The organism is Hanstruepera sp. CR43, from assembly GCF_055227665.1.
The window spans coordinates 90358-103481 of the sequence record NZ_CP200078.1; the positions used below are offsets into that span (position 1 = coordinate 90358).

The following is a 13124-nucleotide window of genomic DNA, read 5'->3' on the forward strand; positions in this document are numbered from 1 at the left end:
TAAATAGCCAAATTATGCTTCTCTGGAATAATTAAATTTGTTATAAATAAAAAAACCTCCTGATAATCAGAAGGTTAGTTAGTGATCGCGACAGGATTCGAACCTGTGACCGTCTGCTTAGAAGGCAGATGCTCTATCCAGCTGAGCTACGCGACCATTCAATCACGCAACGGCGCGATGAAAAAAGATTAAGTCGGGGTGGCAGGATTCGAACCTGCGACCTCCGCGTCCCAAACGCGGCGCGATAACCGGGCTACGCTACACCCCGAATAAGGTTATCATTAAAGTGCGGAGAGACGGGGATTCGAACCCCGGCGACACTTACGCGTCGACAGATTAGCAATCTGCTCCATTACCACTCTGGCACCTCTCCAATTGAAAAGAACGTTCTTTTAATGCGGATGCAAATGTAACTTTTCATTACAAAGAACGCAACTATTTTTTGAATTTTTTGTGTTGTTTTTAGAATAGGGAAAACTTTTGTAGGAAGTTTTTGAGTAAACTGTTTAAGCTTAATGTATTAGAATATTTTTGATCTTATCGTATCGAATTTCATCAAAGTCAGAAATAATTTTATTTGCTTTGGAATAATCCTGATTTTTTGAATGCGGACTTTTAAACCCAACACAAAAAATGCCAGCAGAATTGGCCGCTTGAATACCATTTGTGGAATCTTCGATGACCATGCAGTTTTTAGTCTCAAACCCGGCCGTTTGTGCTGCTTTCAAAAAGATTTCCGGATGTGGCTTTGATGCCTTTAAATCTGCTCCGCTTAATTTACCTTTAAAATATTTGTCTAAATCAAATCTATCAAATACACTATTGATGGTTTGCATGGATGCTGAGGACGCCAATACTAGTGTGAGTTCATTTTGATGGTAGTCTTTTATCAAGTCGAAAACACCATCTAGCATTTTTAGACTGGAGTCACTTATAAAAAGTTCTTTAAAAATACTACGCTTAATTTGCACGAGCTCTTCTGGATTTTTCTGAATGCTAAAATGGTCGCATAAATGTTTACAGACATTAATTGTTGATTGACCCGTAAATGTCTGATAATGTTCTTCCGTTACATCAATTTTTACAGAGTCAAACATTCCAAAGTAAGCTTTGTGGTGCAGCGGTTCAGTATCAACAATTACACCATCCATATCAAAGAGTACAGCTTTTAACATATATTCATTTTTGTTTTTTACAAATGATTACAATTCTTTCATTGTTAGAATTGGTCGTAAAAAAAAGATAATTATCACCACCATCCTGAATGCTGAATTTTTTTCGAATGTCTTTTACGGATTCAGGAAAGTTCCGTGTAGTGATATTGGCTTTTTTTATATTCGTTTTTTTAAATGTTTTTTTATTGTAAGGTATGACATTTTCAACCTTAAATATGCGACCAGGAAATTCAATCAAAGTGTCTGATGTATACAAATGGGTATGTTTGTTTAGCTTACATAAATTGAATTGCGACGCTAAACTATTAAAAGCACCTGCTTTTAAAATGGCAGAATTGGGCTCATACAAATAGGTAAGTGGATGGCTGAAATCCACATCATAACTGGATTCTTTTGAAATATCAAAACAGAATACCTCTTCCTTATTTTTTATTAAATTGACTGCTGTAATCTCAATAGGGCTCTTATTATTCTTTTCTAAAACCCACAAAAGTTCCTTGACTTCATTGTTTACTGCCAAAACAAAAATGGATTTAACGTGGTCCAGTTCATTAATACCCGCTGAAATATCCAGAAGCGGAGACGTCTTAATGAGAACATGATCACTTTTTGAGAATAACAAATCTAAATGTTTAGGGACATTGGGTAGACAATCGTTTAAGAAAAACACCTTACCCTTAACGTCATGTCGTCTGGAAGGATCAATGTAAATCCAATCAAAAGCTGCTTTTGATTTTTCGAGATATTCTATTCCATCATAATTAACACAATTGATATTTTTGACTTGTAACTGATTAAAATTGTGCTCGACTATTTCAGATAGTTCCTCATTAATTTCGCAATGGGTTACACTATCAAAATGTTTTGAAAAGTAATAAGTATCGACACCAAACCCACCAGTAATATCAATCAGGGAATTCCCCATAGCTTCAATTAAATCAGCTTTGTATTTCGCGGTGATTTCAGATGAGGTTTGTTCAATGTTCAACTTGTTTGGATAAATAATTAAAGGCATATTATACCAAGTTGGTAACTTGTTTTCGCAACGTTTTTTGGCTTCAATCTGTCCAACTAATAGTTTTATGTCTGTAGTAATGCCATGATGCTTTTTAAATAGAATTTGTGTAATGTTATCTTCAAGATGAGTGCTTATAAACTCTTGATTTTCAATATTTAATATTGATTTATCCAAGATTAATTATAGTCCTTTGGTGAGGTTTTGTACAATTTTGTTTTCTGAAAGAAATTCTTTTAGAATAACTTTTAATGCAGTATAAGCAGGTACAGCCATTATCATTCCGACAACACCAAATAACAGGCCTGCTATAATAATAATTAAAAATATTTCTAAAGGGTGGGACTTGACGCTTTTTGAAAAAATAAGCGGTTGGCTAAAAAAATTATCAATTAATTGTCCGATGGTTATAACAGCCAATACTTTAAGTGTCATAGGAACAATAACTTCACTAAATCCTTCGCCCAAGTTGCTGGTCATAGTCAAAAAGATCATGATAATACCTCCAATCATAGGCCCTAAATATGGAATAAGGTTAATTAATGCACACAAAAAAGCAATCACAATGGCGTTTTCAACCCCTATGATTAATAGTCCAATAGTATATATTACAAACAGTACAGAAATCTGTAGTACCAACCCCACAAAGTAACGCGATAGCAAATCTTTTATTTTTTCTATTGATTTTTTTAATCGGGCTTCTTTATTGTCAGGTATCAAGGTCATTAAGCTATTCTCAAATAGTTTGCTGTCTTTTAAAAAGAAAAATGAAATGAACATGACTGAAAACAAACCAATACTAAAGTTGCCTAAACCACTCATGATGGTATTCAGAAAATCTGGAATAACTGAATAATCTATTCTGGACAATAGGTGGCTTTCTTTCAATGATTCTTCAACTTCCAAAGGCGATATTCCAAATTGTTTGGTTGTTTCAATGTAGAGGTCTTTAACGTTGCTTTCTAACTTGTTAATATCCAAAAGTGATAAATTATGACCTTGTTCAGCCAATAGTGGAACAAATAACATGATAAGCCCTACCATTAATCCAATTAACAAAAACATAGTTACAGCTACCGCAAAAGTGTTTTTAAATTTAAGTCTATTCTTTAAAAATCCTACTATTGGTCTACCCGTAAGCGATACAACTACAGAAATAACAATATAGACAATTACTGATTGAATAATATAGAGAAAATACAATAGGGCACCAATACCCAATACAATGGCTAATGCTCTTAAAATTCCGTTGGCTATTTCTTTTGAATTCATTTAGTAAATATACATATTGATGTTTAATTCACGATATTAATGAACTATTTAGTTGCTTGGTTATTTCATATAATGCTATAGAAGCTGCCTGCACTACATTCATGCTACTATTTTGACCATACATGTCAATATGCAATGTGTTATGACATTGATCTAAAATCGATTCAGAGACACCAAAGTTTTCGTCACCAATAATTAAAGCAATAGGGCTATTCGATTTTACTTTGTAATTATTTATAGGTATACTATCCGTAGTAATTTCAAGCGCGATAATTTGATAATGAGATTCCTTGCAGCTATTAATTGCGGTTTGAATATCACAATTTAATTCATATGCAACTGCCTTTTCTGCAGATCTTGAAGCTCTTGTGGATTTTCTGCTTAAAGCAAGATCATCACCACAGAATATTACTTTTTCAACACCAAAAGCATCAGCAGTCCTTAACAGACTTCCTATATTAGTAGCATTGGAAATATTGTCACAGATTATAACAATGGGGAACTGTTGTTTTGTAAAAGTTGTATTGTAATGATTGCGTTGCAACTAACTAAAAAATTATTTTACTCTACTTTTATTAAAGTTACTAGTTTTTTTATTTTGATCCATCCAAACAGCAATCGGGATTGTTCCACTTAATGTACTGATTAAACCAAAATTCCATAATAAAATGGTTAGAATAATAGCAAGGATGACACTAGCAATAATTAATAAATTGTTAGGTTCAGCGTGTAGCCTATTTATGTGTTTATTGGTTTCTTTACCACAATTATTACAGGTGTTTGCTATTTCATTTTTACCCAATTCCATCAACAAGTCATGTCTATTGGAGGTATTTGTTTTAATATAATTTTCAGCACGACAGAAATTACAGTAATAGCTTAACTTCATAATATTTTTTAATTCTCGAAAGCATATTTAACAATATTTGCTCCCATTTTCAAAGCTTTTTCTCGAACGTCTTCAGGGTCGTTATGAACGACTTGATCTTCCCAGCCATCTCCTAAATCACATTCAAAAGTAAAGAGTAAAACTAATCGCGATTCATGAAATATTCCTAATGCTTGTGGGCGTTTTCCATCATGTTCATGAATTTTAGGTAATCCTTCTGGAAAAGAGTATGCAACATTGAATATAGGATGATTGGCAGGAATTTCAATCAGATCGGAATTAGGGAACACTTTTTTTAATTCTTCAGTTATATAGGGTTTCATACCATAGTTATCATCAATATGCAGAAATCCTCCAGAAATCAAATAGTTTCTTAAGTTGCTGGCATCGTCTTCATTAAAAAATACATTACCATGACCTGTCATGTGAATGAAAGGATATTGAAAAATATCAGTGCTTCCAACTTCAACTGTTTCCGGTTTGGGATTTATTTTAGTCTTGATATTGTTGTTGCAAAATCTAATGAGATTGGGCAGGGCAGTAGGGTTTCCATACCAATCACCACCACCTTTGTATTTAAGTACAGCGATATCTTGAGAAAAAGCGGTGATTGGAAGGCAACAAATTAAAAGTAACCAAATGATTTTCATATAGTTTATTCATTTACAAATACGACGCTATGACAGGCAACTATGGCAGCTGTTTCAGTGCGTAATCTGGTTTCACCCAAAGTTACGGGAATAAATTTATTGTGTAAAGCCATTTCAATTTCTTTAACACTAAAATCACCTTCAGGTCCAATGAGTATTGTAACATCTTGATCTTTCGTAAGCTGTTCTTTCAAAGATAATTTGTGATTGTCTTCACAATGGGCAATAAATCGTTGTCCGATTAATTCTACTTTCATGAAATCACTAAAGCTAATTGGTTCATTAAGTATTGGCAAATAGCATTGTAGGGATTGTTTCATAGCCGATTGGATAATCTTGTTAAAACGTTCTGGTTTTATGATTTTTCGCTCGCTGTGATCACAAATAATAGGCGTTATTTCATCTATTCCTAATTCGGTACTTTTTTCTAAAAACCATTCATAGCGGTCATTGAGCTTTGTTGGTGCAACAGCAAGATGAATTCTGTAATTTTTTTTTGGTTTCTTTTCTTTTTCAATAATATTGGCGATACATTTTTTTATGTCAGCTTGTATTATGGAGGCTTTAAATAACCAACCCTTTCCATTGGTAATATCTAAAGAGTCACCAATGGATTTGCGCAACACCTTGGCAATATGTCTGCTCTCTTCTTTATCAAAAATGATATCTTGAGAAGTTTCTGTTATATCGGGATTGAAAAATAATTGCATTAGTTTTTCTTCTCAACAATTTTCAGGGCCTTAACCTCTTTTATGTACTTAATATCATGAGTCTTAAGAATGAGATAATGCATATTATTTTCTAGCACATCAAAGGTTGCTAAATCACCAATACTCATGGGACTTGTGATTACAAAATCTTCAATTTTAGGATGCAAAGTACCTTGTTTAAGCCAACCGGAATCACCGCCTCGCCTTGCATTAGAATCTTCGGAATACTGCATGGCCAATTTATTAAAAGGCATGCCGTTTTCAAATTTAGTCATTATTTGACTTCTTAATATGACTATTTCTGATTTACTCAAATTTTCACCATTGAACACGATATAGCTAAATCTGTAATGCAAATTATTATTACTTTCAACAACTTTATAATGCGTAATTTTAAAATCACTCTTAACAGTTGATCGTCCACGTTCAAATAATTCCTTGGCTAGGGTTGTTTTGTGCTTTTCCTCATTGAAACTAATCAGCTTGCTACTTTTAGACGGATTATTGGCCAGATACATTTCAGCTTGATCAATGTTTAGAATGGAATCTAATTCACGGCTGATACTTTCTTGGCTGTAAGACGCTATAGAAAGTAATAAGACTAGAAGGGAAATTTTGTGCATAGCTTTAATTTAGTTTCAACAAAAAAACAAAAATTCTACTTGTATTCAGAATTATCACAAAACATTATCAACAGAAGTTTTAACAATGCAAGGTGCCGTTAATTTTATTAGATTTTCAACCTAGCTGAAGCTGTAATTTTATTTTCAGAAAAATCATTATTTAGATATTTCAGATAGCCTACTATGGCAATCATGGCAGCATTATCAGTCGTATATTCGAATTTGGGGACATAAGTGGTCCATCCAAATTTGTTTTCACCATCCTTTAATGCCTGTCTGATTCCGGAATTAGCTGAAACTCCACCACCAATAGCAATATGTTTGATACCAGTTTGTTTTACTGCTATTTTTAACTTGTCGATTAGAATACCAATTATAGTATATTGAATCGAGGCACAGATGTCGTTAATGTTGTCTTCAATAAAATTGGGATTGTTCTTCGTTTCATTCTGAACAAAATATAGAATAGCTGTTTTTAGTCCGGAAAAACTAAAGTTAAGACCATCAACTTTAGGTTTCGTGAATTTGAATGCTTTGGGGTTGCCAAGTTTGGCACGCTTGTCTATTTCAGGTCCGGCTGGATAACCTAAACCTAATATTTTCCCACTTTTATCGTAAGCTTCACCTACGGCATCATCAATGGTTTCGCCAATAACATCCATATCGAAATAGCTGGACACCTTCACTATTTGCGTATGTCCACCAGAAATTGTCATTGCCAAAAACGGAAAGGGAGGTTTATTATAGCCTTCTTCTTCAATAAAATGAGCCAGGATATGGGCTTGCATATGGTTGACTTCAATAAGTGGGATTTGCAACCCAAAGGCTAGTGATTTGGCAAATGAGGTACCAACAAGTAGCGAACCTAAAAGGCCAGGGCCTCGGGTAAAGGCAACAGCATGTAATTCATTTTTTGAGATATTAGCTTTTTTTAAAGCCTGATCTACAACAGGAACTATATTTTGCTGATGGGCTCTTGAAGCCAATTCAGGAACAACACCGCCGTAGGCTTCATGTATTTTTTGGTTTGCCACAACATTACTTAAAACCTTACCATTGCAAATCACTGAAGCAGCTGTATCATCGCATGAAGATTCAATTCCCAGGATGTAAATATTTTCTGAACCCATTACTGAATATTAGGCATAATTATTGTTAATTTTGACTTCAAAGTTATAACTTTCAATACGTATCAAAAAATTTTTTAAAATACTGGGTCGGTTACTGGCAACATTGTTGTTGCTGTTTATTATTCTAGTATTGATATTATCCATTCCGGCAGTTCAAACAGGACTTGGGAATTATGCTACAAAGCGTATAAACGAAGATTTTAAAACCAACATCAATATTGATAAAATAGGATTGCAGTTTAATGGTGATGTGGAGCTAAAGGGAGTCTTGATCCGTGATTATAAGTTGGATACACTTATTAGTGCGACTGAAATCAACACGTCTATTTTAAATTTCAAGAATCTTTATAACGGTAAATTGGTATTTGGCGATATAGATTTGGAAGGGTTGATTTTCAATATTGTAACCTATAAAGGAGAAACCGATACTAATCTGGATGTTTTTGTGGCCAGGTTTGATGAAGAAGAACCCAATACCGATCCAAGCGATTTTCTGATGTCCTCAAGTGATGTGACTATTTCAAGAGGAACATTTAGACTTATTGACTATAATAAGGAAACTCCAAAAATTTTGGAGTTTACGGACATTTTTACAAATTCTACCAATTTAGTAATCAGTGGTCCCAATGTGAGCACACGCATTAACACATTGGCTTTTAATGACAGTCGCGGATTAAAAATGAAAAATTTGGTAACCAATTTTTCATACACACGTGAACAAATTTTTCTAGATGATTTAGACATTAGAACGGCTAATTCTGAATTAAAAGGAGATGTGAAGTTTTTATATAATAGAGAAGATTTAAAGGACTTTACCGATAAAGTGAATGTCGAGGCAAACTTTACCGAGGCCAATATTGCTCTTAATGAACTAAATACCTTTTACGATGAATTTGGAATTAATCAGCATGCAACTCTGACTGCCAATATTACCGGCACGTTGAATGATATGCATGTCAATAATTTAAAGCTGAACACCAGTTCCAATAGTAAAATTTATGGAGATATCCATTTTTTAAACCTCTTTAATGCTGAAGAGGGCAACTTTTATATGAACGGTCAGTTCACCAATTTATCTTCTAATTATCAGGATTTAACGGCACTTCTTCCAAATGTTTTAGGAGAGTCCATTCCAACGGCGTTTAATAAGCTTGGTAACTTCACTATTGTTGGGCGCTCCGAAATTACCACAACAAATGTGAGAGCAGATATCGGTATCCATACGGAATTAGGATTTATTCACTCAAATCTGGAGCTCAAAACCATTAACGATATTGATAATGCCACATATAATGGGAATATTATTTTTGACGATTTTGATATTGGAAAATTTATTGATAATCCCAAATGGAGTATAGCTTCATTAAATTTAGATGTAAAGGGTAAGGGATTTACATTGGAAAGCCTAAACACACAATTGCTGGGCGATGTCTATTCGGTAGTATACAATGGTTACGAATATAACAATATTGAATTGTCCGGAGATTTAGGAAATAATATTTATGATGGAAAATTGGTATCACATGACCCTAATTTTAGAGTAAATTTTAATGGCTTGGCCGATTTTTCCAATGAAGTTAATGAGTTCGATTTTATAGCTAATGTAAGTTATGCCAACTTAAAAGCTATGAATATTGTCAAGAGGGATGAACAGGCAATATTTAAAGGTTTGGTTGAAATGAAGATGACAGGGACATCGTTTGATGATGCTGAAGGTAGTATTGTTTTTGATGATACGCATTATGAAAATGAAAATGGTGAATACGTTTTTGAAGATTTTCAGATAACATCATCTTTCGATGGGAGCAAACGTATTATTGATGTGAATTCACCCGATATTATTCAAGGGCAATTAAGTGGTGTATTCTCATTTGATGATATTGGGTATTTATTTGAAAATGCCATAGGAAATATGTACACCAATTATAGACCACATAAAGTAAAGGAAAACCAATATATCGACTTTAATTTTAAAATCTATAACAAAATTGTTGAGGTATTTGTTCCAGATATTGAGTTGGGTTCTAACACATATTTTAAAGGACGGGTTGAAAGCGATGAGAAAGAATTTAAACTAACTTTCAAATCGCCTAAAATCAAGCTTTTTGATTATTTTGCTGATCAAATTTCCCTTCAGGTTGACAGTAAAAACCCCTTGTATAATACCTTTATTGAAGTTGATAGTATTAACACCACTTTCTACAATCTTTCGAAATTTAACTTAATAAATGTGACGCTTAATGATACTTTGTATATGCGATCAGAGTTCAATGGGGGTCGTAATAATGCTGATTCGTATGACTTAAGTTTTTATCATACAATAAATGAAGATAATAAATCCGTAATCGGATTTAAAAGGTCTGATGCTACCTTCAAGGGTAATAAATGGGTCATAAATGACAGGCGAGATAATAACAACAAAATCATTGTTAGTAAAGATTTGTCGACTATTAACATCGATTCATTTAGAATGAATCACAACCAAGAAGAGATCAAGCTATCCGGTTTATTAAGGGATTCAACATATAAAGACATTAGATTGAACTTCAAGGATGTTGATTTAGCCAAGATTACACCAACAATAGACAGTTTGGATTTACGAGGTAATGTTAATGGGAAGTTAGATATTTTACAGGAACATGGTAGGTATTTACCAAACTCCACCGTTACAATTGATGACTTGGAAGTTAATGGTCTTGTTTTAGGTTCTTTTGATGCCAATATTATTGGTGATGAGTCTTTGACCAACTATACCGTGGATGCTAAAATTAAAGATGATCTCACGGAATCCTTCTCCGCAAAAGGAAACATCAACGTAGCGTCAAATTCATCATCGATAGATGTTGACCTAAATTTTAAGGATTTTAATCTATCACCCTTAAATCCATTTTTGTCAGATATTTTAACCAACATACGTGGGGAGGTGACTGGTGTTGCCAAAGTAAGTGGTAGTCTCAAGCTGCCAGAAATCAATGGAGACCTACAATTAAATAATTCTGGACTGACGGTACCTTATTTAAATGTAGATTATGACTTTGCCGATAAATCTTCTGTCACGCTTGAAAATCAAAGCTTTGTTTTTAATAATATCAATTTAACAGATACAAAATATAATTCGAAAGGCGTTTTGAATGGCTCCATAAATCATGTTAACTTTTCAGAATGGAGTTTAGATATTGATATTAATACGCCAAGGCTGTTGGTTTTGGACACAGAAGAAGAGACTGAAGATGCACCATATTATGGTACTGGTTTTATTGGTGGACTAGCCAGTATTGATGGTCCAACCGATGAATTGGTTATTACAGTAGTTGGAGAAACAAAACCAGGGACTATTTTCATTATTCCATTGAGTGATTCAGAATCTTTTGGTGACAATTCATATATTCATTTTTTGACTCCTGAAGAGAAAAAAGCCAAAAAAGAAGGTAGAGAAGTTCAAACGAAGGATATTACTGGTTTGGAACTTGATTTTGAATTGGATATTACCCAAGACGCGGAGATTGAAATTGTTATTGATAAAGTATCTGGAAGCACCATCAAAGGCCGAGGAGCAGGTGGGATGTTAATTGATATTAACACCAATGGTAAGTTTAACATTTATGGTGATTTTATTGTGTTTGAAGGTGTTTACAATTTTATGTATGGAGGCCTTGTTCAGAAAAAGTTTGAAGTAGAACCCGGAGGTTCGCTGGTTTGGGAAGGAGATCCTTTTAGAGCACAAATTGAAATTAATGCCATATACAAAACACAGGCAAACCCTTCACCTTTGTTGGATAATCCTATAAATAGAAGTATTCCGGTTTATGTAAGAACAACTTTGAGTGGTCCGTTGGAGAAACCTGAAATCGACTTTAATTTTGAGTTTCCAAATGTCAACTCAACAGTAAAGTCTGAATTAAATTACCGTTTGGATTCGAAGGAAGAGAGAGATAATCAAGCTTTATTCCTATTGGCTACAGGAGCATTTTCAAACAGACAAAATGTGAACATTACCGGGACTGTTACAGAAAGGCTCAATGGTATTATCAATGGCTTTTTCTCAAATAGTGACAATAAAGTAAATATTGGTTTAAACTACGAAGCAGGAGAAAATACTCCAGATTATCAAACGGATGATCGGTTGGGTGTTACGTTGCAGACCAATATTAGCGATAGAATTCTTGTTAATGGTAAGGTAGGTGTCCCGGTAGGTGGTGTTAGTGAAACGGTTGTAGCTGGAGATGTTCAAATAGATTTCTTGTTGAATGAAGAAGGCACTTTGAGAGCTAAAGTTTTTAATCGTGAAAATAGTATTCGGAATTTTGGGGAAGAAATAGGTTATACCCAGGGAATTGGTATAGCTTGGAGTGTTGATTTTGATACTTTTGGAGAGCTCATCAATATCATTCTCAAAGGGAAAAAAGAAGTTGAAGACGAAATGGATAAGGAAGCTCAAGAAGAAAATGATAGCGATAAAAACATTCCTAGCTATGTAGGCTTTAAAAAGGAAAAGGACTGATATTTGTTGTTCATTAATGCCTGTTTTTTGTTTCTTTACGCAAAAAATTAACTTATTTATTAACGAAAACGTTTGAGTTTTTAATCTTCTCTTAATTTATTTCAAAACCTTGTTATTTATGATTTTTCTTTAGTAGTTTTACTAAACCAAGAGGTTTTTTATGACTAAAAAAATTAAAAAAATAGGAGTTTTAACATCAGGTGGTGATGCACCTGGAATGAATGCCGCTATTCGTTCGGTCGTTCGGACTTGTGCTTTTCATCAAATAGAATGTGTTGGTATTTACAGAGGTTATGAAGGATTGATTGAAGGTGATTTTAAAATTTTATCAGCTCGTAGTGTAAACAATATCATTCACACAGGTGGCACGATGTTAAAATCTGCGCGCTCAAATGAATTTAGAACTAAAGAAGGTAGACAAAAGGCCTATCTGCAATTAAAAAGTGTAGGGATAGATGCTCTAGTTTTAATAGGTGGTGATGGTACTTTTACAGGAGGCATGATATTTAATGAAGAATTCGGATTTCCTGTAATTGGTATTCCTGGCACCATTGATAATGATATTTTTGGAACCAATTTTACACTTGGTTTTGACACCGCCTTAAACACGGTAGTTGAAGTTATTGATAAAATCCGAGATACAGCAAGTTCACATAAGCGATTGTTTTTTGTTGAAGTCATGGGACGGGATGTGGGTCACATTGCACTCAATGCAGGTGTAGGTGCAGGAGCCGAGGAGATTTTGATTCCCGAAGAAGATTTAGGGTTGGATAGACTTTTAGATTCGTTGAGAAGGAGCAAACAGTCAGGGAAATCTTCAAGTATTGTTGTGGTCGCTGAAGGCGATAAAATTGGTAAAAATGTATTTGAACTCAAGGATTATGTTGAAGAAAACATGGAAGAGTATGAAGTACGTGTATCCGTTTTAGGACATATGCAAAGGGGCGGTTCGCCCTCGTGCTTTGATCGTGTTTTAGCCAGTAGAATGGGTGTAAAAGCTGTTGAATCTTTATTGGAAGGCAAATCTAATTATATGGTTGGCATTCTGGATAATAAAATAGCACTTACTCCATTGGATAAAGCAGTAAAAGGAAAATCAGAAATTAACAAAGAATTGTTGCGTGTATCAGATATCATGACAACATAAAATTATAAATAA

At 34.0% G+C, this 13124-nt stretch carries 11 protein-coding genes and 3 tRNA genes; 2 read left to right on the forward strand and 12 right to left on the reverse strand.

Annotated elements, in window-relative coordinates:
• Positions 1-82: 82 nt before the first annotated feature.
• From ACKXGU_RS00310 to tsaD, 12 genes are all read right to left on the reverse strand, one after another.
• Positions 83-156 (reverse strand) — tRNA-Arg (locus tag ACKXGU_RS00310).
• Between the two features lie 37 nt (positions 157-193).
• Positions 194-268: transfer RNA gene (locus ACKXGU_RS00315), tRNA-Pro, on the reverse strand.
• A 21-nt stretch (positions 269-289) separates the two neighbouring features.
• A tRNA-Ser gene (locus tag ACKXGU_RS00320) sits at positions 290-373 on the reverse strand.
• A gap of 139 nt (positions 374-512) precedes the next feature.
• A complete protein-coding gene (locus ACKXGU_RS00325) occupies positions 513-1175 on the reverse strand; it encodes an HAD family hydrolase (RefSeq protein ID WP_463466091.1) in 663 nt (220 codons plus the stop codon).
• A 4-nt stretch (positions 1176-1179) separates the two neighbouring features.
• Complete coding sequence (locus ACKXGU_RS00330) at positions 1180-2367, reverse strand: THUMP-like domain-containing protein (protein ID WP_463466092.1); 1188 nt, start codon at positions 2365-2367, stop codon at positions 1180-1182.
• Positions 2368-2373: 6 nt separating this feature from the next.
• Entirely contained in the window at positions 2374-3462 is a 1089-nt protein-coding gene (locus ACKXGU_RS00335) for an AI-2E family transporter (RefSeq protein WP_463466093.1), read from the reverse strand.
• Between the two features lie 28 nt (positions 3463-3490).
• The gene (locus tag ACKXGU_RS00340; protein WP_463466094.1) at positions 3491-4006 is read right to left on the reverse strand and encodes a TrmH family RNA methyltransferase; all 516 of its coding nucleotides are present in this window, start codon (positions 4004-4006) and stop codon (positions 3491-3493) included.
• A gap of 12 nt (positions 4007-4018) precedes the next feature.
• The gene (locus ACKXGU_RS00345; protein ID WP_463466095.1) at positions 4019-4351 is read right to left on the reverse strand and encodes a hypothetical protein; all 333 of its coding nucleotides are present in this window, start codon (positions 4349-4351) and stop codon (positions 4019-4021) included.
• Positions 4352-4359: 8 nt separating this feature from the next.
• Positions 4360-5001 (reverse strand): DUF4159 domain-containing protein, encoded by a 642-nt coding sequence (locus tag ACKXGU_RS00350; RefSeq protein WP_463466096.1) that lies wholly within the window; start codon positions 4999-5001, stop codon positions 4360-4362.
• A gap of 5 nt (positions 5002-5006) precedes the next feature.
• Entirely contained in the window at positions 5007-5711 is a 705-nt protein-coding gene (locus tag ACKXGU_RS00355) for a 16S rRNA (uracil(1498)-N(3))-methyltransferase (protein WP_463466097.1), read from the reverse strand.
• Positions 5711-6334: a foldase protein PrsA gene (locus ACKXGU_RS00360; RefSeq protein WP_463466098.1), complete on the reverse strand. Its 624-nt coding sequence runs from the start codon at positions 6332-6334 to the stop codon at positions 5711-5713. The genes ACKXGU_RS00355 and ACKXGU_RS00360 overlap by 1 nt, the downstream gene beginning before the upstream one ends.
• 107 nt (positions 6335-6441) lie before the next feature.
• A complete protein-coding gene (gene tsaD / locus ACKXGU_RS00365) occupies positions 6442-7464 on the reverse strand; it encodes a tRNA (adenosine(37)-N6)-threonylcarbamoyltransferase complex transferase subunit TsaD (protein ID WP_463466099.1) in 1023 nt (340 codons plus the stop codon).
• Between the two features lie 130 nt (positions 7465-7594).
• On the opposite strand from tsaD, the gene ACKXGU_RS00370 reads away from it, so the two are divergent.
• Together ACKXGU_RS00370 and pfkA are read left to right on the forward strand one after the other, a co-directional pair.
• Positions 7595-11965: a translocation/assembly module TamB domain-containing protein gene (locus tag ACKXGU_RS00370; protein ID WP_463466100.1), complete on the forward strand. Its 4371-nt coding sequence runs from the start codon at positions 7595-7597 to the stop codon at positions 11963-11965.
• Between the two features lie 160 nt (positions 11966-12125).
• The gene (gene pfkA, locus ACKXGU_RS00375; RefSeq protein WP_463466101.1) at positions 12126-13112 is read left to right on the forward strand and encodes a 6-phosphofructokinase; all 987 of its coding nucleotides are present in this window, start codon (positions 12126-12128) and stop codon (positions 13110-13112) included.
• Positions 13113-13124: the final 12 nt, after the last annotated feature.